This window comes from Pseudomonas sp. PAGU 2196 (assembly GCF_022179005.1).
Classification (GTDB): Bacteria; Pseudomonadota; Gammaproteobacteria; order Pseudomonadales; family Pseudomonadaceae; genus Aquipseudomonas; species Aquipseudomonas kermanshahensis.
Window position 1 is genome coordinate 34,237 of record NZ_BNTL01000010.1, and the last position, 23,151, is coordinate 57,387.

At 64.5% G+C, this 23,151-nt stretch carries 25 protein-coding genes and 1 tRNA gene; 13 read left to right on the forward strand and 13 right to left on the reverse strand.

What is annotated here, in order from left to right; all coding sequences use genetic code 11:
• Position 1: 1 nt before the first annotated feature.
• The 4 genes from fdhE (at position 2) to MFF34_RS09930 (ending at position 4,532) form a co-directional block, all read left to right on the forward strand.
• Positions 2-928, forward strand: a complete 927-nt coding sequence (fdhE, locus tag MFF34_RS09915) for a formate dehydrogenase accessory protein FdhE (RefSeq protein ID WP_238212886.1) — start codon at positions 2-4, stop codon at positions 926-928.
• A 155-nt stretch (positions 929-1,083) separates the two neighbouring features.
• Positions 1,084-2,511, forward strand: coding sequence for an L-seryl-tRNA(Sec) selenium transferase (selA, locus tag MFF34_RS09920; RefSeq protein ID WP_238212889.1), 1,428 nt, complete (start codon positions 1,084-1,086; stop codon positions 2,509-2,511).
• Positions 2,508-4,430, forward strand: coding sequence for a selenocysteine-specific translation elongation factor (gene selB / locus MFF34_RS09925; protein WP_238212899.1), 1,923 nt, complete (start codon positions 2,508-2,510; stop codon positions 4,428-4,430). Before selA ends, selB begins: the two co-directional genes overlap by 4 nt.
• 6 nt (positions 4,431-4,436) lie before the next feature.
• Positions 4,437-4,532, forward strand: a tRNA-Sec gene (locus MFF34_RS09930).
• Between the two features lie 125 nt (positions 4,533-4,657).
• On the opposite strand, the gene MFF34_RS09935 is transcribed toward MFF34_RS09930, so the two are convergent.
• Positions 4,658-5,647 carry an asparaginase gene (locus tag MFF34_RS09935; protein ID WP_238212900.1) on the reverse strand — a complete coding sequence of 330 codons (990 nt, stop codon included), beginning with the start codon at positions 5,645-5,647 and terminating at the stop codon, positions 4,658-4,660.
• 72 nt (positions 5,648-5,719) lie between these two features.
• Complete coding sequence (locus MFF34_RS09940) at positions 5,720-7,162, reverse strand: sodium:alanine symporter family protein (protein WP_027594891.1); 1,443 nt, start codon at positions 7,160-7,162, stop codon at positions 5,720-5,722.
• 175 nt (positions 7,163-7,337) lie between these two features.
• Here MFF34_RS09940 and MFF34_RS09945 point away from each other — a divergent pair, with 175 nt between their 5' ends.
• The gene (locus tag MFF34_RS09945; RefSeq protein ID WP_027594892.1) at positions 7,338-8,147 is read left to right on the forward strand and encodes a helix-turn-helix transcriptional regulator; all 810 of its coding nucleotides are present in this window, start codon (positions 7,338-7,340) and stop codon (positions 8,145-8,147) included.
• 27 nt (positions 8,148-8,174) lie between these two features.
• Here the strand turns inward: MFF34_RS09945 and MFF34_RS09950 are convergent, their stop codons facing one another.
• Both MFF34_RS09950 and MFF34_RS09955 read right to left on the reverse strand, forming a co-directional pair.
• A complete protein-coding gene (locus MFF34_RS09950; protein WP_238212918.1) occupies positions 8,175-8,993 on the reverse strand; it encodes a TSUP family transporter in 819 nt (272 codons plus the stop codon).
• An 86-nt stretch (positions 8,994-9,079) separates the two neighbouring features.
• Entirely contained in the window at positions 9,080-9,340 is a 261-nt protein-coding gene (locus MFF34_RS09955) for a hypothetical protein (RefSeq protein WP_238212919.1), read from the reverse strand.
• Positions 9,341-9,462: 122 nt separating this feature from the next.
• Here MFF34_RS09955 and MFF34_RS09960 point away from each other — a divergent pair, with 122 nt between their 5' ends.
• Positions 9,463-10,347, forward strand: coding sequence for a sugar nucleotide-binding protein (locus MFF34_RS09960; RefSeq protein ID WP_033694227.1), 885 nt, complete (start codon positions 9,463-9,465; stop codon positions 10,345-10,347).
• Positions 10,340-11,272, forward strand: coding sequence for an NAD-dependent epimerase/dehydratase family protein (locus tag MFF34_RS09965; RefSeq protein ID WP_238212920.1), 933 nt, complete (start codon positions 10,340-10,342; stop codon positions 11,270-11,272). Before MFF34_RS09960 ends, MFF34_RS09965 begins: the two co-directional genes overlap by 8 nt.
• A 157-nt stretch (positions 11,273-11,429) precedes the next feature.
• On the opposite strand, the gene MFF34_RS09970 is transcribed toward MFF34_RS09965, so the two are convergent.
• A complete protein-coding gene (locus tag MFF34_RS09970; RefSeq protein WP_238212921.1) occupies positions 11,430-11,873 on the reverse strand; it encodes a helix-turn-helix domain-containing protein in 444 nt (147 codons plus the stop codon).
• 98 nt (positions 11,874-11,971) lie between these two features.
• Between MFF34_RS09970 and MFF34_RS09975 the strand changes: the two genes are divergently transcribed.
• Positions 11,972-13,195: an MFS transporter gene (locus tag MFF34_RS09975; protein WP_238212922.1), complete on the forward strand. Its 1,224-nt coding sequence runs from the start codon at positions 11,972-11,974 to the stop codon at positions 13,193-13,195.
• Here MFF34_RS09975 and MFF34_RS09980 read toward each other — a convergent pair.
• From MFF34_RS09980 to MFF34_RS10000, 5 genes are all read right to left on the reverse strand, one after another.
• A complete protein-coding gene (locus tag MFF34_RS09980; RefSeq protein WP_010951793.1) occupies positions 13,183-13,866 on the reverse strand; it encodes an OmpW family protein in 684 nt (227 codons plus the stop codon). The two genes, MFF34_RS09975 and MFF34_RS09980, sit on opposite strands and share 13 nt — an antisense overlap.
• Positions 13,867-13,975: 109 nt before the next feature.
• A complete protein-coding gene (locus MFF34_RS09985; protein ID WP_099452760.1) occupies positions 13,976-14,491 on the reverse strand; it encodes a DUF3299 domain-containing protein in 516 nt (171 codons plus the stop codon).
• Positions 14,492-14,500: 9 nt separating this feature from the next.
• Positions 14,501-15,766, reverse strand: a complete 1,266-nt coding sequence (locus tag MFF34_RS09990) for an ABC transporter permease (RefSeq protein WP_238212925.1) — start codon at positions 15,764-15,766, stop codon at positions 14,501-14,503.
• A complete protein-coding gene (locus MFF34_RS09995) occupies positions 15,766-16,476 on the reverse strand; it encodes an ATP-binding cassette domain-containing protein (protein ID WP_238212931.1) in 711 nt (236 codons plus the stop codon). The genes MFF34_RS09990 and MFF34_RS09995 overlap by 1 nt, the downstream gene beginning before the upstream one ends.
• On the reverse strand, positions 16,477-17,052 hold the full coding sequence (locus MFF34_RS10000; RefSeq protein WP_238212933.1) for a DUF2796 domain-containing protein: 576 nt from the start codon (positions 17,050-17,052) through the stop codon (positions 16,477-16,479).
• Positions 17,053-17,185: 133 nt separating this feature from the next.
• Between MFF34_RS10000 and MFF34_RS10005 the strand changes: the two genes are divergently transcribed.
• Entirely contained in the window at positions 17,186-17,527 is a 342-nt protein-coding gene (locus MFF34_RS10005) for a hypothetical protein (protein WP_238212935.1), read from the forward strand.
• Between the two features lie 63 nt (positions 17,528-17,590).
• On the opposite strand, the gene trxA is transcribed toward MFF34_RS10005, so the two are convergent.
• The 3 genes from trxA to MFF34_RS10020 are packed head-to-tail and all read right to left on the reverse strand — an operon-like array spanning position 17,591 to position 19,607.
• Positions 17,591-18,463 (reverse strand): thioredoxin, encoded by an 873-nt coding sequence (trxA, locus tag MFF34_RS10010; protein WP_238212937.1) that lies wholly within the window; start codon positions 18,461-18,463, stop codon positions 17,591-17,593.
• A 31-nt stretch (positions 18,464-18,494) separates the two neighbouring features.
• Positions 18,495-19,154 carry a methyltransferase gene (locus MFF34_RS10015; protein WP_238212944.1) on the reverse strand — a complete coding sequence of 220 codons (660 nt, stop codon included), beginning with the start codon at positions 19,152-19,154 and terminating at the stop codon, positions 18,495-18,497.
• Positions 19,155-19,607, reverse strand: a complete 453-nt coding sequence (locus MFF34_RS10020) for a YbaY family lipoprotein (RefSeq protein ID WP_027594905.1) — start codon at positions 19,605-19,607, stop codon at positions 19,155-19,157.
• A gap of 105 nt (positions 19,608-19,712) precedes the next feature.
• Here MFF34_RS10020 and nrdR point away from each other — a divergent pair, with 105 nt between their 5' ends.
• The 4 genes from nrdR to ribBA are packed head-to-tail and all read left to right on the forward strand — an operon-like array spanning position 19,713 to position 23,128.
• Positions 19,713-20,177 carry a transcriptional regulator NrdR gene (gene nrdR / locus MFF34_RS10025; RefSeq protein WP_009685710.1) on the forward strand — a complete coding sequence of 155 codons (465 nt, stop codon included), beginning with the start codon at positions 19,713-19,715 and terminating at the stop codon, positions 20,175-20,177.
• A 2-nt stretch (positions 20,178-20,179) separates the two neighbouring features.
• Positions 20,180-21,310 (forward strand): bifunctional diaminohydroxyphosphoribosylaminopyrimidine deaminase/5-amino-6-(5-phosphoribosylamino)uracil reductase RibD, encoded by a 1,131-nt coding sequence (gene ribD / locus MFF34_RS10030; RefSeq protein ID WP_238212946.1) that lies wholly within the window; start codon positions 20,180-20,182, stop codon positions 21,308-21,310.
• 42 nt (positions 21,311-21,352) lie between these two features.
• The gene (locus tag MFF34_RS10035; RefSeq protein ID WP_027594907.1) at positions 21,353-22,018 is read left to right on the forward strand and encodes a riboflavin synthase; all 666 of its coding nucleotides are present in this window, start codon (positions 21,353-21,355) and stop codon (positions 22,016-22,018) included.
• An 18-nt stretch (positions 22,019-22,036) separates the two neighbouring features.
• Complete coding sequence (gene ribBA / locus MFF34_RS10040) at positions 22,037-23,128, forward strand: bifunctional 3,4-dihydroxy-2-butanone-4-phosphate synthase/GTP cyclohydrolase II (RefSeq protein ID WP_012270288.1); 1,092 nt, start codon at positions 22,037-22,039, stop codon at positions 23,126-23,128.
• Positions 23,129-23,151 lie beyond the last annotated feature (23 nt).

Consider the following 23,151-nt stretch of genomic DNA (forward strand, 5'->3'; position numbering starts at 1 on the left):
CATGAGTACGATACTCGTACCCGGGCAGATCGAGGCCTCGGCGGTGGCGCCTCCCTTTTTGCACCTGCCACCCAAGGGCTTGTTCGCCCTGCGTGCCGAGCGGCTGGAGCTACTCGCTGAAGGTAATGCCCTTGGCGATTACCTGTGGCTGATCGCGCGGCTGTGCCACATCCAGCAGAGGCTTGTGGATAACCCGCCTGGTGCTTTGCCTGTGGCCGAAGACCGCCAGCGCCTGTGCATAAGTCATGGGCTGCCGCCGCTGGCAGCCGACAGCCTGGTGCGCGAAGGGCCGTGGCTGGTCTGGCTGCAGGCGTTGCTCGATCAGTTCGGTGAAGCGGCCAAAGGGCCGTTGGCCGAAGCGCTGCAGGCACTGCGCAACAGTGACGACGGCCAGCGCAAGGGTTGGGGTATCGCGTTGCTAGCAGGGCAGTTCGATGCCGTGCCGGCCGCGTTTGTGCCGTTTCTGGGCGCGGCGCTGCAAGCCGCCTGGTCCTATTGGCTGCTGGCGCTGCCGGCCTGCGAACTCAAGCCGGCGGGCAGCCTGGCCCAGTGCCCGGCCTGCGGGTCGCCGGCGTTGGCCGGTGTGGTGCGTAACCGTGGCAAGCATAACGGCCTGCGTTACCTGGCCTGCTCGTTGTGTGCCTGCGAGTGGCATGTGGTGCGGGTCAAGTGCGTGTACTGCGAGTCGAGCAAGGACCTGCGCTATACCAGCCTCGAGGATGATCGCCATGCGCCGGGCAAGGCGCCGTTGCAGGCTGAGTGTTGTCCGGGGTGCAACACCTACCTGAAGCAGCATTATCTGGAGAACGATGCCGCTGCCGAGCCGCTGGCCGATGACCTGGCCAGCCTGGCGCTGGATATCCGGCTGGATGAGGAAGGGTTTCATCGCCTGGCGCCAAACCTGCTGCTGGCGCCGGGCGGCGGGTGAGTGTCTACACTGCAAGATCGAGTCGCGCCCTTCGCGGGGCAAGCCCGCTCCCACAGAGAACTTGCTGGTTCCGAATACAGCGAAGTACCTGTGGGAGCGGGCTTGCCCCGCGAAAGGGCCAGAACAGACAACGGATTAGCTGAAGGTAGTACCTGATGTCTTCAAGCCTCGCCAACGACACCCCACGCCTGCCTTCCATCGACACCCTCCTGCGTCACCCGGCCTGCCTCCCGCTGATCGACCGCCACGGCCGCGACGCTGTGCTCGCCACCCTGCGCCAACTGCTCGACGACCTGCGCGAGCCCGCCCATCTGGGCCAACTCAGCGTCGCCGAGTTGGCCGCAGAGGTACTGCTCGGCCGCACTGGCGAGCGCCTGGCTACCCAGCAACGCAGCCAGGTCCGCCGGGTGTTCAACCTCACCGGCACCGTGCTGCACACCAACCTCGGCCGCGCCCTGTTGCCGGAAGAGGCCATCGACGCTATGCAGACCGCCGCCCGTTACCCGCTCAACCTGGAGTTCGACCTGGCCACCGGCAAGCGCGGCGACCGTGACGACCTGATCGAAGGCCTGATCCGCGAATTGACCGGTGCCGAAGCCGTTACCGTGGTCAACAACAATGCCGCAGCGGTGCTGCTGGCGCTGAACAGCCTGGGCGCGCGCAAGGAGGGCATCATCTCCCGAGGCGAGCTGATCGAGATCGGCGGGGCCTTTCGCATCCCCGACATCATGGCCCGTGCAGGCGTACGGCTGCACGAGATCGGGACCACCAACCGCACCCATGCGCGCGACTACGAGGCCGCCATCGGCCCGCGCACCGGCCTGCTGATGCGCGTGCACTGCAGCAACTACAGCATCCAGGGCTTCACGACCCAGGTGCCTACCGCCGAGCTGGCGCGCATTGCCCATCAACATGAACTGCCGCTGCTCGAAGACCTGGGCAGCGGCAGTTTGCTTGACCTTACCCGCTGGGGCCTGCCCGCCGAACCGACCGTGCGCCAGGCACTGGCAGATGGCGCCGATATCGTCACCTTCAGCGGCGACAAGCTGCTTGGCGGGCCACAAGCCGGGATCATCGTCGGGCGCAAGGGCCTGATCGCCAAGATCAAGAAGAACCCCCTCAAACGTGCACTGCGCGTCGACAAGATCACCCTCGCCGCCCTTGAAGCGGTGCTGGCGCTGTACCGCAACCCGGACCGGCTGGCCGAGCGCCTGCCCAGCCTGCGCCTGCTGACCCGCAGCCAGGCCGAGATCCAGGCCCAGGCCGAGCGCCTGGCGCCCGAACTCAAAGCCCGCCTCGATGGGCAATGGGCGGTCAGTGTGGAACCGGCACTGGGCATGATTGGCAGCGGCAGCCAGCCGGTGGCGCGCCTGCCCAGCGCCGCGTTGTGCCTGCGCCCGCAGGTGTCGAAGAAGCTGCGCGGGCGCAGCCTGCATGTGCTGGAGCGCGCCTTGCGCGAGTTACCGGTACCGGTGCTGGGGCGTATCGACGACGATGCGCTGTGGCTCGACCTGCGCCAGCTGGACGATGAAGCCCAGTGGCTGGCGCAGCTGCCTGCCCTGCAACTGGGGCCGGTGCAGTGATCGTCGGTACCGCTGGCCATATCGACCACGGCAAGACGGCGCTGCTGCAGGCCTTGACCGGGCAGGCTGGCGACCACCGTCAGGAAGAACGCGAGCGCGGCATGACCATCGACCTCGGCTATCGCTATGCCGCACTGGCCGAAGGTGCGCCACTGACCGGTTTCATCGATGTGCCGGGCCATGAGCGTTTTATCCACAACATGCTGGCAGGGGCGCACGGCATCGACCTGGTGTTGCTGGTGGTGGCTGCGGACGACGGCGTCATGCCGCAAACCCGCGAGCACCTGGCGATCATCGAGTTGCTGGGCATTCCTCAGGCGTTAGTGGCGGTCAGCAAATGCGACCGGGTAGCGCCGGCGCGCCTGGCCGAAGTGCACGCGCAGATCGCCGCGCTGCTGGCGCCGGGGCCGTATGTGGGGGCCTCGCAGTTTGCACTGTCGAGCATCACAGGCGAGGGTGTGGAGGCATTGCGCCAAGCACTGCTGCGGGCGCAAGGGCGGGTGCGGCAGCGCAGTGTGCGCGGCGGTTTTCGCCTGGCCATCGACCGCGCCTTCGCGGTGTCTGGCGCCGGCGTGGTGGTCACTGGCACGGCATTGGCCGGCCAGGTCAGTGCGGGTGACACCCTGTTGTTGGGCAAGGCTGGCAAACCCGTGCGGGTGCGCGGCCTGCATGCCCAGAGCCAGGCCGCGCTGATGGCCGAAGCGGGCCAGCGGGTGGCGCTGAACATCGCTGCCGAACGGTTGGCTGTCGAACAGGTACACCGGGGTGACTGGCTGGTGCCCGAATGGCTGCACGCACCCAGCGTTCGGGTCGATATCGAGCTGACGTTGCTGGCGGGGGAAACCCGCCCGTTCGAGCATTTCAGCGCTGTGCATGTCCACCTGGGCACTCAGGATGTGACCGCCCGCGTGGCGCTGCTCGAAGGTGAGGCACTGCTGGCCGGCCAGCGCATGTTTGCCCAGTTGCTACTCAACGCGCCGCTGCAGGCCGTGCATGGCGACCGGCTGGTGCTGCGCGACCAGCGCGCCCAGCGCACGCTGGGGGGCGGCTGGGTGCTTGACCCGTTTGCGCCCAGTCGGCAGCGTCGCAGCGAGGCGCGGCTGCGCCAGTTGCAGGTGCTGCGTGATGCCGAGGGCCTGGAGCAAGCGTTACCCGCCTTGTTGGATGCCGCGCCCGCAGGGCTCGACCCGCAGCGGCTGGAGCGGCAGTTCAACCGCCTGCGTGCGAGCTGGCAGTTGCCCGCGAATGTTCTAGTGATTGCCACACGCCAGGGGCCGTTGCTATTTGCTCGTGCGACGTGGGATGCGTTGAAGCAGCAGGTGCTGGAGCGGCTGGCACTGTTTCATCAGCAGGAGCCCGACCAGCTCGGCCCGGACCGCGACCGTTTACGGCGCTTTGCTGCCTTGCCGCTGGAGCGTCCGGCGTTTGTCAGCCTGCTGGATGAATTGCTTGATGAGGGGCAGGTTGCCAGCAGCGGCCCGTGGTTGCACCTGCCCGATCACAAGGTGCAATTGAGTGAGGCCGATAACGCGCTATGGGCGCGGTTGGAACCCCGCTTGCTGGAAGGGCAGTACGACCCGCCGTGGGTGCGGACGCTGGCCAGTGAATTGGGCTGCGCCGAAACGGATGTGCGCTTGCTGATGCGCAAGCTGGCCAGGCTGGGCCTGGTGCACCAGGTGGTGCGGGACCTGTTCTACCCGGCTGCGACGGTACAGCGCATGGCCGCGCTGCTGCTTGCCCAGGTGAGTGACGCGCCGGTAGTGCAGGTGGCTGCGTTTCGCGATATGTTGGGCATCGGTCGCAAGCGCAGTGTGCAGATTCTTGAGTATTTCGACCGCATCGGCCTGACCCGCCGGGTGGCCGACCAGCGTTACATCCGCGCCGACAGCGCCCTGGCCCAGCAGCAGGCCAGGCACTGAGTTCAAGGAAGGCAATCGCGCCCGGTGGCGCGGCCGGGCTTCAAACCCGGTTGGGGACGGCAGCCGTTCCCGGGCAGGTTCGACTCCCGCTGCCTTCCGCCATTAACTTCTCCCTTTAGGGCCTCTTCGCGGGTAAACCCGCTCCCACAGGGGCTTTACAGTTCTTGAGACGTGAGCAGTACCTGTGGGAGCGGGTTTACCCGCGAAGAGGCCCGAAAGCGCGACGCTTAAGCCCGCTCTCCACACAGATCCAGCGCAAACCACTGCTCTGCAGCTTCTGCACCCAACCCAGCCCCCAGCAGCGCAAACAGTTTGCCCAACGCTGCCTCACGGGTCATGCCGCTGCCACTGACCAGCCCAGCGCCACGCAGGCGGTTACCCGCCGCATAGGTATCGAACACCACCGACCCTTCTGGGCACTGGCTGATCGCAACCAGCACAACACCCCGCTGACGCGCCGCTTGCAGTACGTCCAGCAATGCCTGGTCATCCGAGGGCCCTGTGCCGCTGCCGTAGCACTCCAGCAGCAAACCTTGCACGCCGCTGTCGAGCACTGCCCGCAGATGCCCGGCCTGCAAGCCAGGGAACACCGGCATCACCGCCAGGTTGACCGGCTGGCGCGGGTGCTGGTAGCCAAGCTTGGCGGGCAGGGTGGTGGCACGCTCACCGTCGCGATGGCGCGGCAGCGCGGCAAAGGCATCGAAGGCCTCGCTGCGCAGTTTCGAGGCCCGGCAGCCGTGCAGCAACTGCCCGTGGAAGTACAGCTGCACGCCGTCTTCCAGGCCTTGCTCGAACTGGCGCAGGGCGCCGCACAGGTTGTCCCAGGCATCGCTGCCCGGTGCACCGGCCGGCAACATCGAGCCGGTCAACAGCACCGGCACCGGCAAGCCAAGCAGCAGGAACGACAACGCCGCGGCGCTGTGAGCCAAGGTGTCGGTGCCATGCAGGACCAGCACCGCATCATGGCCGGCAACGTCCACCGCCTCGACGATGGCATCGCGCATGGCCAGCCAGTTGTGCTGCTGCATGTTGGCGCTGTCGAGCAGCGGGTTCATTTCCTGCAGTGTCCAGTGCAGTTGGGGTGCATCGGCCATCTGGGCGAAATGCTCGCGCATCCGCGCCTCGAAACCACCCGCTGGCGCCAGGCCTTCTGGGGTTTCGAGCATGCCGATGGTGCCGCCGGTGTAGAGGACGAGAAGATTCTTTACTGCGCGCATGGAGATCATCCGAGGCGGTAAGCGGAGAAAGAAAAGCCGCCCGCAGGTGGGGCGGCTGGGCAGGGCAGGATATCAGCGCTGAAGCTGGGCTTGGCCCACGGCTTTGTCAGCGGCTGTTTCGGCTTGCGTATTGGCAGGCCAGGCATTGCGGTCCAGGTCCAGGTCGGCAAACTTGGCCGAATCGAACACTGGCTGCTTGATGCCAGCCTTGCGCTGATCATCGTAGTCGCGCATCACCCGCAGGCCGACCTTGAACAGCAGGGCCAGGGCAACCAGGTTGACGAAGGCCAGGCAGGTCATGGTGATGTCGGCGAAGGCGAACACGGTCGACAGGTCCTGCATCGAGCCCCACACCACCAGCGCCAGCACCAGGCCGCGGAACAGCATCAGCACGGCACGGTTGCGGGTCAGGAACTGCAGGCTGTTTTCGCCCAAGTAGTAGTTGTAGAGGATGCAGGTGAAGACGAACAGCGACAGCGCGACGCTGACGAACAGGCGCCCCCAGTCACCGACCACGGCGGCCAGCGAGTTTTGGGTCAGGACGATGCCGTCACCTTCGAAGCCTGGGGTGTAGAAGCCCGACAGCAGGATCAGCAGCGCGGTGCAGGTGCAGATCACGAAGGTGTCGAGGAATACGCTGAACGCCTGGACCACGCCTTGCGCGCCCGGGTGCTTCACGGCCGCCACGGCAGCGACGTTGGGCGCACTGCCCAGGCCCGCTTCGTTGGCGAATACGCCACGCTTCACGCCCATGACGATGGCACTGCCCAGCAGGCCGCCGAACGCAGGGTCGAGGCCGAAGGCGCTCTTGAAGATGGTTTCCAGCATGGCTGGCACGTGCTCGATCTGGGTGCCGATCACGTACAGCGTCACGCCGATGTAGGCCAGCGTCTTGACCGGTACCAACAGGTCAGACACGGCGGCGATGCGCTTGATGCCACCGAGGAAGGTGATGGCCAGCAGCACGGCCAGGACGATACCGGTGTGCTTAGGGTCGAAGGCAAAGGCGTTCTGCAGCGAGTGGGTCACGGTGTACGACTGCAGGCCAATGAAGGCGAAGCCGTAGGTGACCAGCAGCAGGATCGAGAACACGATGGCCATGTTCTTGCGCTTCAGGCCGTGCTGGATGTAGTAAGCCGGGCCACCACGGTACAGGCCGTCACCGTCTGCGCGTTTGTAGACCTGGGCCAGCGTGCATTCGAAGAAGCTGCTGGACATGCCCACCAGCGCGGTGACCCACATCCAGAAGACCGCGCCTGGGCCGCCCAGGGTCACGGCAATGCCAACACCGGCGATGTTACCGGCGCCAACGCGGCCGGCGAGGCTCAGCATCAGGGCCTGGAAGGAGCTCAGCTGGCCTGCCTGGCCACGCAGCGATTCCTTGAACACACCGAACATGTGGGCAAAATGGCGGAACTGGACGAACCGCGAGCGGATGGTGAAGTAACCGCCGAGACCGACGATCAACACGATGAGGAGTTTCCCTGAAAGGAAATCGTTGAGTACTTCGAGCATTAAAATGACCTCGATTCTTATTCTTCGTGTGGAATGACCAGCGGACGGCAGGCGCACCGCTATCGTTGGGGCGCATGTTTGGCTATGACAAGAGTGGTTACAATTTCGCGGGTTGCTCTGACTTGATGCGACTTGATGCTACACTTGCGCCATTCGCGTCACCTGGATTCTGAACATGAGCGATCATTTCGCTACCAACCTCAAACTGGCCTGCAGCCACTACCGCTCTATCTCGGAAGTTTGCCGACAGCTGTCGATCAATCGCGCGCAGTTCAACAAGTACCTCAGCGGCCAGAGCCGTCCGACGGCTTTCAACCTCAAACGCATCGGCGATTTCTTCGGTGTCGAGGATTACGAGCTAAACCAGCCGCCCGAGCAGTTCGCTCGGCTGATTGGCGCCCGTGTGTCGGCGGTGGCTGAACAGCCAAGCGACCCGATCAGCGAGTTGTTCCGCCCCTTGCACGAGCACGCGGGCAACCTATCGCGCTACTGCGGCTATTACTTCGAGTACTCCAACTGCATGTCGGTACCGGGGTCGATCCTGCTGTCGCTGGTGCACCTGCGTGAAGAGCGCGGCCGCTTCCTGTTCGAGCGCCAGGAGCGTCAGGAGCGCAGCAGTGCCACTGACCTGCATGCCGAGGTGCGTTGCCGCTACTTGGGCGCGGCGTTTCAGTTGCAGGACCGGATGTTCCTGATCGACTACGAGTCGCTGACCCTTAACGAGATGAGCCAGACCATCCTCATCCCCAGCTTCAAGAGCCGCATCACCCGCCTGAACGGCCTGAAGACCGGCGTTTCCAGCGGCGACCGACGCAACCCGGCCTGCACCCGAGTGGTGTGGGAGTACCTGGGCGAAGAGATCAACCGCATCAATGCCTATCGCCAGGTCAAGCTGTACCGGCCGGATGACCCGCGTATCGATGACGACGTGCGCGAGCGGTTGAGTGTGGGGCCGTTGAGTAATGGCTTGTTCGAGATCGAGTAACCTCTCGCTCGCTACTTAAAGCAGCGTTTAAGACACCTGCCCTGGACTGATGAGCTGTATCCAGCATTGCCAGACCCATTCTCCGATTGGGTTGTTATCGCTGAGCAGGAGCTTGGTTGCCATCAGGCAGCACACTGTAATCAGCAAGGGTTTGATCAGGCGAGGCCCGAAGTGCAGCGCGCAGCGCGCGCCTGCTTGTGCACCGATGATGGCGCATGCTGCCATTGTCAGTGCCAAGTGCCAGATGATCGAGTCACTCAGCACGAACACCGATAGTGCTCCCAGGTTGCAGGATGCGTTGAGCAACTTGCTGTTGCATACCGCCTGCAAGATGTTCTGCCCGAGCAATACAGTGAACGCAACCATGAAAAATGAGCCGGTGCCTGGGCCAAAGATCCCATCATAGAAACCGATCAGCGGCACAATCGTTGCCGCGAAGCAGGCTGTCGATACTCTACGTTTGCGTTCTTGCTCGTTGAGCTTGGGGCTGAGTGCGAAGTAGCCAGCGACTGCGATCAACAAGACAGGTACGCATGCTTGCAGAAATGCTCTGTCGAGCAGGCTGATCGATAATGCGCCCGCCGCACCGCCTGCAAATGACAGAATGGCCATGGGCAAGCCAGCTCGCCAATCAATCATGCGCTTGCGTGCAAATGCCCACACTGCAGAAACGCTTGCCGACGACGCTTGCAGTTTGTTGGTGGCCATTGCAGCCAGTGGGTCAATGCCTGCGATGAACAGCGCGGGCAGCGTTAGCATTCCCCCGCCCCCTGCAATGGCATCAAAAAAACCAGCGAGTAATGCGACAACCGCGAGAATTATCAGTGCAGAAACTTCAACTTCCACTCGGTGCCTCCTTGCAACCAAGCGTACCAATAGGCGCCGGTTATCCTGGATGATTTCAGGTGCGTGAAGCGTCTGGCTGTTGTTGGTCAGCAGCGCTGTTTGGACTCGCAGGCCTTATGAAGAAGGGCGAACTGGTAACTGCCGTATCGCAGTGTTAAATCAGGGTGCTGATCGAACTGCAGGTGGAATCGAAAGTGCAGTATTTCAGGCAAGGTTTCGCGATAACGTCCTGTCATTGTTTTTTCTTGTATGTAGGTTTTGTCGGGTTTTTTCTGGATCTGCGAATTATTAAGCCAGGCTTTTTTCAGTTGTGATGCAGGACCAGGCTCATGCGCTGTGTAGGGCATTTCTCATGCAGTGGTAGGAATGGGCTGTGCAAGTTCATCCCAGCCTAGGGTTGGACTTCCCCGCCCGGAAACCGCAAAATGACCCCTTTCCCTCAATCAACCTCTCCGGATCTGCTGACTCTATGCGTATGCGCCTAATGCTGTTGGGTGGTGGCAATGCCCTCGGGCAAGCGCTGATTCGTCTCGGGGCTGAAGAGGACATTGCATTCCTGGCACCGCGCCCGCCGGAGAACGGCTGGGACCCGGCCAGCCTCACTCAGCTGCTCGACGATCACCGCCCCAATGCCTTGGTCAACCTGGCCTATTACTTCGACTGGTTCCAGGCCGAGTCGGTCAGCGAACAACGCCTGGCTCAGCAAGAGCGGGCGGTGGAGCGGCTGGCAGAGTTGTGCCAGCACCACCAGATCACCTTGGTGCAGCCTTCGAGCTACCGGGTTTTCGACGGGTCGCGGGCCACGGCCTACAGCGAGAAAGACGAGCCGGTGCCGCTCGGCCTGCGTGGCCAGGCCCTGTGGCGCATCGAGCAGAGCGTGCGGGCGGCGTGCCCGCAACATGTGCTGCTGCGCTTTGGCTGGCTGCTCGATGAAAGCGTCGACGGTGCACTGGGCCGTTTTCTGACCCGCGCCGAACAACCCCAGGAATTGCTGCTGGCAGATGACCGCCGCGGCAACCCGACGCCGGTCGATGACGCTGCCCGGGTGATTCTGTCGGTGCTCAAGCAGCTCGATTGCAGCGCGCCGCTGTGGGGCACCTACCATTACGCCGGCAACGAAGCGACCACGCCACTGGCGCTGGGGCAGGCGATTTTGACCGAGGCTGGCCAGTACCGTCAGCTGGCGGTGCAGGCGCCCACGCCACAGGCCCATGCCGCGCGGCCGGACGCCAGCGAAGAGCCCCAGCACGCCGTGCTGGCCTGCAAGAAAATCCTTCACACCTTCGGTATCAAGCCCCGCGCCTGGCGCGCCGGCCTGCCGCCCCTACTGGACCGTTTCTACCGCCATGGCTGATGCCCCCATCCTGATCACCGGCGGTGCCGGCTTCATCGGCTCTCACCTGTGCGATGCGCTGTTGGCCAAAGGTTACGCCGTACGCATTCTCGACGACCTGTCCACTGGCAAGCGGGACAACCTGCAGATTACCCACCCACGCCTGGAACTGATCGAAGGCGATGTCGCCGATGCCGGGTTGGTCAGCCGTGCGGCCGCTGGTTGTGCTGCGGTGGTGCACCTGGCGGCCGTGGCGTCGGTGCAGGCTTCTGTCGAGGATCCGGTAAAGACTCACCAGAGCAATTTCATCGGCACCCTGAATGTCTGCGAAGCCATGCGCCTGCACGGCGTGCGTCGGGTGCTGTTCGCCTCCAGTGCTGCGGTGTATGGCAACAACGGCGAAGGCGAGTCGATTGCTGAAGAAACACCGAAAGCGCCGTTGACCCCTTACGCTGTGGATAAGCTGGCCAGCGAGCAGTACCTGGATTTCTACCGCCGCCAGCATGGTCTGGAGCCGGTGGTGTTCCGCTTCTTCAATATCTTCGGCCCGCGCCAGGACCCTTCCTCGCCGTATTCGGGCGTGATCAGCATCTTCAGCGAGCGTGCCACCCAAGGGCTGCCGATCACGGTGTTCGGGGATGGTGAGCAGACCCGGGATTTCCTTTATGTAGGGGACCTGGTGCAGGTGATGATCCAGGCGCTGGAGCAGCAGCAGGTTGAGGAGGGCGCGGTGAACATCGGCCTGAACCAGGCGACTTCGCTCAACCAGCTGTTGACGGCCCTGGAAAAGGTAATCGGCAGCTTGCCAGCGATCAGCTATGGCCCAGCCCGCTCGGGCGACATTCGCCATTCGCGGGCAGATAACCAGCGTTTGCTGACACGCTTCGATTTCCCGGCGCCAACGCCATTGGTCGAGGGCTTGTCCCGCTTGCTCGGCAAGCCCTGACCGCAGGCTCGGCAACGCACGCCGTCCTGTAGGAGCAGCCTTGCGCTGCGAAGAGGCCGGTGGCAACACAGTAGATTTTCACTGTTGCCACCGGCCTCTTCGCAGCACAAGGCTGCTCCTACAGGAGTCTTGGCTTGCCAGCCACGTGGCGCCGGGCTCAACCGTGCCGCACCACCGTGCGCTGGCAATCATCAGGCCCCAACACCCGCCCATCCCGAGCGCGCACTTGCAGGGTCTCGAGCGTTTCCCCTGTGGCGCGGTCCAGCAACGCCGATCGCGTTTCTCCCGCCTCGAACAAGAACTGCTCCCCCCACTGGCGCAAGGCGATCACCAGTGGAAACACCGAACGCCCTTTTTCGGTCAGCACATACTCTTTGTAGGCACTGCCATCCGATGCCGGCTGCAACGCCAACAGCCCACTCTCCACCAGTAACTTGAGCCTTGAGGCCAGGATGTTCTTGGCCAGCCCGAGGTTCTTCTGAAACTCACTGAAGCGGCGCAAGCCATCGAAGGCGTCGCGCAGGATCATCAGCGCCCAGCGATCACCCAATACTTCAAGGGCCCGGGCTACCGGGCATTGTCCGTTCTTTTCGTCGAGCATCGTGCGGCTCTCTCAAGGGTTCTGGTTGCAGATTAAAACCACATTTGCTAGAAATCCATATGTGGTTTTAATTTGAAACCAGATTGAAGGGATACGCCATGCACACCCCGAACGCTACACAACCCCGCCTGACCCGCGCGATGACCCTGTTACTGGCCCTGACCTGCGGCATTGCAGTCGCCACGGTGTACATCGCCCAGCCCTTGCTCGAGTCCATGGCGCGGGACCTGGGGGTAGGGCAGCAGCGCATAGGCTGGGTGGTCGGCGCCACCCAGGCCGGTTATGCGCTGGGCTTGCTACTGATCGTGCCGCTAGGCGACCTGATCGACCGCAAGCGCCTGATCGTCGGCCAGTTGTGGGTTTCGGCCCTGGCCCTGATGGCGGTAGGCATGGCCTGGGACTGGGCGGTGCTGCTGATGGCGCTGGCGCTGGTCGGGTTGATGGCCGTTATGGTGCAGGTGATGGTGGCGCATGCCGCCACCCTGGCCACCCCCGCACAGCAGGGGCAGGCGGTGGGCACGGTCACCAGTGGGGTGGTGCTGGGCATTCTGCTGGCGCGGCTGGTGTCTGGCTTCGTCGCCGACATGGCGGGCTGGCGTGTCGTCTATTTTGCCGCCGCTGGGGTACTGATGCTGATGGCCTGCCTGCTCTGGCGCGGCATGCCGGGTGCCCGGCCGGCGGCGCAGAGCCTCGGTTACCTGGCACTGACGGGCTCCCTTTGGGCGTTGTTCAAGGAAGACCCTGCCCTGCGCCGACGCGGGTTATACGGCCTGTTGATCTTTGCCGCCTTCAGCGTGCTGTGGAGCGCGATGGTGCTGCCGCTGAGCGCTTCGCCGTTGGCGCTCAGCCACACCCAGGTCGGCCTGATTGGCCTGGCCGGCGTGGCGGGCGCGGTTGCTGCTTCCCGGGCCGGCCGGTTGGCCGATCAAGGCCGCGGCGAGCGCACCACCGGGTTCGCCCTGGCGGTACTGACGGTGTCGTGGCTGCCGACGGCGTTCGTCGAGCATTCGCTGCTGGCGTTTCTAGTGGGGGTGGTGTTGCTCGATTTTGCGGTGCAGGCCGTGCATGTCACCAATCAGAGCCTGTTGCTGGCCGGGCGCAGCGCACAGGCGAGCCGCCTGATTGGCGCCTACATGTGTTGCTATTCACTGGGTAGCGGGTTGGGCGCGGTGCTGGCGACCTGGGTCTATGCCCGATGGGGGTGGGCGGCGGTGTGCGTGCTGGGGGCGGGGATCAGTGCGACAGCCTTGGGTTGCTGGCTGGGGGCAAAAACAGGGAGCGCGGCAATGGCCGCCCTCCCTGCCAGGGATCAGAACTTGTAGCCAAGGCCGACCATGTAGACCCACGGGTCGACGTCGACGTCGACCTTGGTCTTGCTGTAGCCCAGCGCGGTCGGGCCGTTGACGCTGGCCTTGGTGTCGATGTCGACGTACCAGACCGAGGCGTTGACCAGCAGGTTGTCGGTGAGCATGTAGTCCATGCCCAGTTGGCCAGCGATGCCGACCGAATCCTGCAGCTTCAGGTTGCTGAAGCCTTGTTCTTTACGCGCGCTGCTCAGGTCTTCATCGAAGAACAGGGTGTAGTTGATGCCCACGCCGGCATATGGCTGGAAGCGGGAGTTCGGCTCCATCGGGTAGTACTGCAGCGACAGGGTCGGTGGCAGTTGCTTGATGTCGGCCAGCTTGCCGTCCAGGCCGCCGCCCAAGCCCTTGACGCCCACGGTGTGCTTGAACGGGGTGGCCGCCAGCAGCTCCAGGCCGATGTGGTCGGTGAGCATGTAGGCGAAGGTCAGGCCCAGCTGGGTGTCGCTGTCCAGGGTCGCCTTGGTGCCCGACACCTTGTTGCCGTCGAACTTGAGGTCGCCGCTGCTTTCGTTCGGTGCGGTAGTGATGGCACCGGCGCGCAGGATCATATCGCCTGCCTGATAGGCGTGGGCGGCAGGGGCGGCGAGCGCAAGGGCCACAAGCGAGGCGCCGAGCAAGGACTTGTTCATGGAAGCTCCCAGAGGACATTAGTAATTGAGTAGTCCAATGGTACGGATGCGTCTAAACCGAAAGTTTGACCCAGCTCAAAGAAGCGTCGGAACGAATTCGAAACAGTTCTCACTTCAGCTCATAAGCGTATATTTTCTCGGCTTCCATCTGGTATCCGGCGTCGGCCAGTTCGCTGCTGGAGGCGCTCACCTGCATCTTTCCCTCGATCCAGTAGGGCTGATACAGGTCTTCGACGCGCACGCCCATCTCGCTGAAGATGTGCACGATCTGGTTCGAGGGTGGTGGCGGCACGTGGATGCAAGCGCCGTAGTAGGGCACCAAGAGGAATTCGGTGGTGCGGCCTTCTTCGCTGACCTCCAGCGGCACGATGTAGCCGGGCAGCTTGATCTGCTGGCCATCCAGGCTTTTCACCACCGGGGCATCCGGCGCCTGCTGGCGGGCGGCGGGCGCCGATTCGGCGGCCAGAGCGTCGCTCAGCTGTGACAGGTCGTGCAGCGGAGCCAGTTGCGGCGGGATGACAGGGGCGCCTTCCGGGATCAATGCAGGCCAGTCGAGTTCGCGGGGTTCGGCCGCCCAGGTGGGGGCGGCGAGTACTACCAGTGATAACAGAAGCGCGCGGAGCATGGCGTTTTCTCAGAGGTGGATCGACAAGCCATCGGCCAGCGACTGCCGATAGGCACGCCAGGCCGGCACGCTGCCCATCAGCAGTGCAGCCCCGAGGATAATAGCCAGCAGCGTCCATTCATGGGCACTCGGCAGGGCCAGCGGCAGGAACAACCCATAGTTGGCCTGCACATAGCCCTGCGCCAGGGCGATGCCGGCGTACAGCAAGCCTAGCCCGGCGACGATCCCCACCACGGCCAGCGACAGCGCCTCCAGTACCAGCAACCCGGCGATATGCCAGGGCCGGGCACCGACCGAGCGCAAGATCGCCATCTCCCGCCGGCGCTCGTTGAGGCTGGTGAGAATCGCCGTCAGCATGCCGATCAACCCGGTCAGCACCACGAACAGCGAAACCACGAACAGCGCCTGCTCGGCGGTGCCCATCAGGCTCCAAAGCTCCTGCAGGGCCACACCGGGCAAGATCGCTAGCAAGGGTTCGTTGCGGTACTCGTTGATTTCCCGTTGCAGGCTGAAGGTGGCGATCTTGCTGTTCAAACCAAGCATGAACGCGGTGATGGCGGCAGGTTGCAGGTCCAGGGTACGTGCCTGGTCGGCACTGATGCGCCCGGCACCGCGGGCGGGCACCCCGTTATGCCAATCGATATGGATCGCCTCCATGCCGCCCAGGCTGATATGCAGGGTGCGGTCGACCGGGGTGCCCGTACGCTTGAGCACGCCGACCACGGTGAACGGCTTGTCGTCATGCTTGACCAGGCTGATCGCGGCGACGCCATGCGCCAGTACCAGCTTGTCGCCCAGTGTGTAGTGCAAGGCGTCGGCCACTTCGGCGCCGAGCACCACTTCGAACGGGTCGTCGGCGAAGGCGCGGCCCTGGCTCAGCTCCAGGTGCTGCCTGCGGCCATATTGGTAGTGGCTGAAGTAGTCGCCAGTGGTGCCCATCACGCGATAGCCGCGGTGCGAGTCGCCCAGCGAAATAGGGATCGCCCACTTCACCCGTGGGTCCTGGGCGTAATGCTGGTAGCTGTCCCAGCGGATGTTGTTGGTGGCGTTGCCAATACGAAACACCGAATACAGCAGCAGGTTCACCGAGCCCGAGCGGGCGCCGACGATCAGGTCGGTACCGCTGATGGTGCTGGCGAAGCTGGCGCGGGCTTCGGTGCGAACCCGCTCGACGGCCAGCAGCAGGCACACCGACAGAGCGATGGCGAACGCAGTGAGGAAGGCGGTGAAACGGCGGTTGGCCAGGCTGGCCAGGGCAAGACGAAGCAGGTACATCAGGCCTCCTGGGGCTTGGCGGCGCGGTTGAGTTCGGCCAGGGAAAGGTGGCGGTCGAACAGCGGTGCCAGGCTCTGGTCATGGCTGACGAACAACAGGCTGGCGCCGGCTGCCCGGCACTCGTCGAACAACAGGCGGATGAAGGCTTCGCGGGTGTCGGCATCGAGGGCCGAGGTCGGTTCGTCGGCGATCACCAATTCCGGTTGGCCGATCAGTGCGCGTGCAGCGGCTACCCGTTGCTGCTGGCCGATCGACAGGCTGTCGGCGCGCCGGGCAAGCAGGGCGGGGTCGCCCAGGCCCAGGTGGGCGAGCAGCGTGGCGGCGGCCTGGTCGACACTGCCATGGCGCTGGGCCGCGCGCGTGGCGCGGCTGCGCGAAAAGCGGCAAGGCAGCTCGACGTTCTCGCGCACCGACAGAAACGGCAGCAAGTTGAACTGCTGGAAGATGTAACCCGTGTGGTCGACCCGGAAGCGATCGCGCGCGCCTTGGCCGAGGCCACTGAGGTCGTGGCCGAGCAGGCGAATGCGGCCCTGGCCAGGCAGGTTCACGCCGCCCAGCAGGCCCAGCAGCGTGGTCTTGCCGCTGCCGCTGGGGCCTTTGAGAAACAACGCCTCGCCGGCCTCCAGCTGGAAGGCGGGAATATCCAGCAGGGCCGGTTGGCCAGGCCAGGCAAAGACCAGGTCATGCAGTTCGATCAGCGGCTGGCCCATTCAGAACGCGACCGCGGCCTTGGCGGGTGTCGCTTCAACGCCTTTCTGACCTTTAGGGCCGATCAGTTGCACGTTGATCTTCTGGGTAGCCGGGAAGGCCTTGAACAGCGGGGCAAGGTCGATCTGGGTGAGGCTGTCCGGGTTGGCGCAGGTCAGTTGGTAATGCGCACCAATGTCGCTGTGCTCATGGCCGTGCTCATGCTCGTCGCCATCGTCGTCGGCTTTCGGGGCATCGCCGAACAGCGGGCTTTCCAGCTCCTGTGCATCGTCCTTGCACCCAGCGGCTGCTGCCAGGCCGAACAGCTGCAAGGGTTGCTCGAGCTGCTGGCGCACGGCGGCGACCTTGGCTTTGTCGGCATCGCTATTGGCAGCGTGCTCGAAACCGACCAGGTTCATCGCCGGGCTGTCCAGTTCCAGCTCCAGGGTGTTGCCATCGAGCACGGCGTTGAGCTTGGCCACGCCATGCTCATGGGCGCCGAGGGTGCCATGGGCGTGATCATGGTCATGGTCATCGTGGGCCTGGGCCATGGCGAGGGGCAGCAGAGCGAAGGGCAGGGCGAGCAGCAGGCGACGCATGGAAGACTCCAGGAGCAGACTGGGAATGATTTGGTAATGTTATAACAATTTTTCCGCCTCCCGCCAGCCTGTGTGGCGCAGGTTTCATGTTGCTGTAGCATGGCTGCATTGACCTGCGTTCAAGGAAAGCATCGTGAGAATTCGTGGACAGATTGGTGACTGGCCCGTGGACCTGACTGTCGAGCTGGAGCCGGCCGAGTGGGCGCAGTTGGGGCGGCACCTCGAGGTGCCGGTTACCGCCGACGCGGCGGCCGCCTCGCCAGCAGCGCCGCGGCAAGATGATGGGCAGTGGGCCGCAGCGCGCGACGTGCTGCGCCAGGCCGGGCAGATGAATGGGCCAGCGTTGTTGGACCGCCTGGAAGGGCTGGCGGGAAGTACGGCGGCTGGCAAGCGACTGCTGGTGCGGTTGCGGCACAGCAGCGAGGTGAAGGTGGAAAGTGGCGCGGATGCGCCGGTGTATCACTGGGTCGGCTGACAAGGTCACACTCGTTCGAGGGTAGGAGCAGCACAAGGCTGCTCCTACAAGGGCGTGCCTGCCTCAGAACAGGGCTGAAGACAGCTTGCGGCGGTAGACGCTCACCAGCGGATGATCACCGCCCAGCAGTTCGAACACCTGCAACATCGCCTTCTGCGGCAACCCGTTCTCGTAGCCGCGGTTGCGCTTGAACAGCTTCAACAAGCCCTCCAGCGCCGCCTCGTATTGCTGGCGGGCCAGTTGCTGAATGCTCAACTGGTAGGCCGCTTCATCGTCTTCTGGGTTCTGCGCCAGGCGGCTCTTCAGGTCGGCGACTTCCGGCAGGCTGGCGGCCTGGCGCAGGAAGGTCAGCTGTGCCTTGGCACCGGCCAGGGCTGCCTTGTGTTCGTCGGTCTTGACCGCGTCCAGCACCACCTGGGCCTCGCCCAGCTCGCCCCGCTCAGCCAGGCAACGGGCGTACAGGATCAGCGCCTCGGCATTGCTGTTGTCTTCACCCAGCAGCGCCTGGAGCAGTGCTTCGGTCTCGGCGAAGCGGCTTTCGGCGAACAGCGCCTTGGCCTGCTCCAGCGGCGATGTGGCAGGCTCGGCCGGCATCTGCACGTGCGGTTCGAGCAGCGCGCGGATTGCCGACTCCGGCTGCGCCCCGGCAAACCCGTCGACCGGCTGGCCGTCTTTGAACAGCACCACGGTCGGCAGGCTGCGAATGCCGAACTGGGCGACTACCTGCTGCTCCACGTCGCAATTGATCTTGGCCAGCAGCAGCTCGCCCTGGTAACCCTCGGCGATCTTCTCCAGCAGTGGCATCAACGCCTTGCAGGGCGCGCACCACTCAGCCCAGAAGTCCACCAGGACCGGTTTGTGGAAGGAGTTTTCGATGACCAATTGCTGGAAGGTGGCATCGGTGGCGTCGAAAATGTACGGCGTGTCTTGGCTCATCGCGACTCTCGCAAACTCGTGAATGGCACCACTATAAAGGCTCGCGGCTGGCGTGGTACAGGCTGACCCGGCGGAATTCGTGGGGCTCGGCCAGGTCCGGCAGGGTCAGTGCGTCGAGCACGCCCAATTGTTGATACAGCGGGTGGCTGAAGTCGCGAACCCGCGAGTCGGCCACCAGCGCCTGGCGACCGCGGCCGAGGAAGGCATCGAGCAGTGGCAGGTTGGCGCGGTCATACAGCACATCGGCGACCAGGATCAGGTCGAAGCGGTCGTCCTCGGCAAAAAAATCGTTGCTGTAGCCGAGCTCCACGCCGTTCAACGCGGCGTTGGCGCGGCAGGCGTCGAGGGCCAGTGGGTCGAGGTCGCACGCCACCACTTCAAGGGCGCCTGCGCGGGCTGCGGCAATGCCGGCGATGCCGCTGCCCGCGCCAAAATCGAGCACACGCTTGCCCGCCACCCATGCCGGGTGTGCGGCCAGGTAGCGGGCCATGGCCAGGCCGCTGGCCCAGCAGAAGCTCCAATACGGAGGTTCTTCGAGAATGCGCCGGGTTTCTTCGCTGCTGAAGGCGCGGTCCATGTTCTGGTCGTCGATCAGCCAGAGTTTCAATTCGCATTCAGGCAGGTCGCTGACCACCAGGCGCGCCTCGCCGATCAGGCCACTGAGGGCCTGTTGCAGTGCCAGTGGCGCCACTTACGGTGCCTTCTCGAAACGCAGCGGGCCGGTGGCTTGGGTTTGCGGCTGGGCGATGCGCACAGGGGGCAGGTGCATGATCAACTGCCCGGAGCTGCTGGCGCGGCCGCGCAGTTCGACGCGGGCACCGGCCGGGAAGGCTTCGGGGTTGAAGCGCAACTGATAAGGCAGCGCCTGCCCGGTGCCGGTCAGGTTGCTGCTGGCCAGCAGGCGTTGCGGGCGGTCGCGTTCGTCGATCACCAGCAGGGCCAGCTCCACGTCGGCGCCGGCCGGGATTTCCAGCAAAGTACCGCTCAACTCACGCTGGTAGGCGGGCAGCGGGCCAAGCGGTTGGGCCTTCTTGGCCACTTTGGCTGGCGCAGGCGCCTGGCCTTGATCGGGCTTGGGCTGGTCGCTACCGCAAGCGGCAAGCAGGGCGGCGCAGCACAGCACGACGAGCGCTCGATAGTGCATTGGGGCTTCCTTCACGGGCAGATTTCCCTGGATGTTAACCCCTTTGGCTTGTCTTGCCAGTGGGATGCGCTACCATGGCCCTCCCTTTTTTTGTTGCCTGCCACCATGCACTGTCCCTTTTGCGGTGCCAACGACACCAAGGTCATCGACTCTCGTCTTGTCGCCGAGGGCGAGCAAGTGCGCCGCCGCCGCGAGTGCGTTGCCTGCGGCGAGCGTTTCACTACCTTCGAAACCGCCGAACTGGTGCTGCCCCGGCTGATCAAGCAGGACGGCACGCGCCAGCCTTTCGACGAAGACAAGTTGCGTGCAGGCATGCAGCGGGCGCTGGAAAAACGCCCGGTCAGCGTCGAGCGCCTGGAAGCGGCGCTGGCGCACATCAAGAGCCGCCTGCGTGCCACCGGCGAGCGCGAGGTCAAGTCACTGGTGGTGGGTGAAATGGTGATGGCCGAGCTGCGCAAGCTCGACGAGGTGGCCTATATCCGCTTCGCCTCGGTCTACCGACGCTTCCAGGACCTCGACGAATTCCGCGAAGAAATCGACCGCCTGGCCCGTGAGCCAGCTAAAGAGTGAGCATGCCCAGCCAGACCGCGATCCTCGATGCCCACTACATGGCCCGCGCCCTGGAGCTGGCCCGCAAGGGTATTTACAGCACCCACCCCAACCCGCGTGTGGGGTGCGTGATCGTGCGCGATGGCGAGGTGGTCGGCGAAGGCTGGCACGTGCGCGCCGGCGAGCCCCATGCCGAGGTGCATGCCCTGCGCCAGGCCGGTGAGCGCGCCCGCGGCGCTTGCGCCTATGTCACCCTCGAACCGTGCAGCCACCATGGCCGTACGCCGCCGTGCGCCGAAGCGCTAGTCAAGGCTGGCGTGGCCCGCGTGGTGGCCGCGATGCAAGACCCCAACCCGCAAGTGGCGGGGCAGGGGCTGCGGCGCCTGGCAGAGGCCGGTATCGAGGTCAGCAGCGGAGTGCTTGAAACTGAGGCCCGCGCGCTCAACCCAGGTTTTCTGAAGCGCATGGAGCATGGCCTGCCGTTTGTCAGAGCCAAGCTGGCCATGAGCCTGGACGGCCGCACGGCCATGGCCAGCGGCGAAAGCCAGTGGATTACCGGCCCTGCCGCCCGCGCTGCGGTTCAGCGGCTGCGCGCGCGCGCCAGTGTGGTGCTCACCAGCGCCGCCAGCGTGCTGGCCGACAATGCGCGTATGACGGTGCGGGGCGCAGAGCTGGGCCTGGACGACGAAACCCGCGCCCTGGCCTTGAGCCGCACGCCGTTGCGCGTGCTGATCGATGGCCGCCTGCGCCTGCCGCTGGATGCGCCGTTCTTCCAGGCCGGCCCGGCCCTGGTGGTGACGGCCGCCGCTGAAGCGCCGCGTTACGCCGAGGCAGGCCATGAGATGTTGAGCCTGCCAGGCACCGATGGCCAGGTCGATCTGCCCGCGTTGATGCGTGTGCTGGCCGCGCGTGGCGTCAACGAGATTCTGCTGGAAGCCGGCGCAGGCCTGGCTGGCGCGTTCGCCCGGCAAGGCCTGATCGACGAATACCAGTTGTTCGTCGCCGGCACCTTCTTGGGTTCCCAGGCCCGCCCGCTGCTGGACTGGCCCCTGGCGAAGATGAGCGAAGCACCGCGACTGAAAATTACCGAAATGCGCGCAGTGGGCGATGACTGGCGGGTCACGGCCGTCCCCCTGCCGGCGCCCGGCGTATAATGCCAGGCTTGCCCTGCGCAACCCGTTCTTGAGGAAGACCCCATGTTCACCGGCATCATCGAATCCATCGGCACCATTCGCAGCATGACCCCCAAGGGCGGCGACGTGCGCGTCTACGTCGAGACCGGCAAGCTCGACCTGGGTGACGTCAAGCTTGGCGACAGCATCGCCGTCAACGGCGTGTGCCTGACCGCCGTCGAACTGCCGGGCAATGGGTTCTGGGCCGACGTCAGCGTCGAGACCCTCAAGCGCACCGCCTTCATCGACCTCAAGAGCGGCAGCAAGGTCAACCTGGAAAAAGCCCTGACCCCCACCACCCGCCTGGGCGGTCACCTGGTCAGCGGCCACGTCGACGGCGTCGGCGAAATCATCTCGCGCAGCGATAACGCCCGCGCCATCCAGTTCCGTGTGCGTGCACCCAAGGAGCTGGCCAAGTACATCGCCCACAAGGGTTCGATCACCGTCGACGGCACCAGCCTGACGGTCAATGAGGTCAATGGCGCCGAATTCGAGCTGACCATTGTCCCGCACACCCTGTCCGAAACCATCATGGCCGACTACCGCGCAGGTCGTCGGGTCAACCTTGAGGTCGACCTGCTGGCCCGTTACCTGGAGCGTCTGCTGCTGGGTGATAAGGCGGCCGAACCGAGCAAGGGCAGTGGCATTACCGAAAGCTTCCTGGCCGCCAACGGCTTCTTGAAATCCTGATTGAGAAGGGGGTGCCGAGTGGCGCTCAACAGCATCGAAGAACTGGTCGAAGACATCCGCCAGGGCAAAATGGTCATCCTCATGGATGACGAAGACCGCGAAAACGAAGGCGACATCATCATGGCAGCCGAGTGCTGCCTGCCTGAGCACATCAACTTCATGGCCAAGCACGCCCGCGGCCTGATCTGCATGCCGATGACCCGTGAGCGCTGCGAAACGCTGAAGCTGCCGCTGATGGCGCCGCGCAACGGGTCCGGCTTCGGCACCAAGTTCACTGTGTCGATCGAAGCCGCCGAAGGCGTCACCACCGGTATTTCCGCTGCCGACCGCGCGCGTACCGTGCAAGCGGCCGCGGCCAAGGACGCCAAGGCCGAAGACATCGTCAGCCCGGGGCACATCTTCCCGCTGATGGCCCAGCCGGGCGGCACCCTGGCCCGTGCCGGCCACACCGAAGCCGCCTGCGACCTGGCGCGCATGGCAGGCTTCGAGCCGAGCGGCGTGATCTGCGAAGTGATGAACGATGACGGTACTATGTCGCGCCGTGCCGAGCTGGAAGTGTTCGCCGCCGAGCATGGCCTGAAGATCGGCACCATCGCCGACCTGATCCACTACCGCATGATCCACGAACGTACCGTGCAGCGCGTTTCCGAGCAGCCGGTCGAAAGCGAATTGGGTGAGTTCAACCTGGTCACCTACCGCGACGCGGTGGAAGGCGACGTGCACATGGCCCTGACCCTGGGCAAAATCTGCGCTGAAGAGCCGACCCTGGTACGCGTGCACAACATGGACCCGCTGCGCGACCTGCTGCTGGTCAAGCAGCCGGGCCGCTGGAGCCTGCGCGCGGCCATGGCTGCCGTGGCCGAGGCCGGCAGCGGCGTGGTGTTGCTGCTGGGCCACCCGCTGGACGGCGACGTGCTGCTGGCGCACATCCGCGAAAGCGCGGGCGATGCACCGACCAAGGCACCGACCACCTACAGCACCGTCGGCGCCGGTTCGCAGATCCTGCGCGACCTCGGTGTGCGCAAGATGCGCCTGATGAGTTCGCCGATGAAGTTCAATGCGATATCCGGATTCGATCTGGAAGTTGTAGAATACGTGCCCTCCGAGTGACTTGAGACGGCGCACGCGCCCTC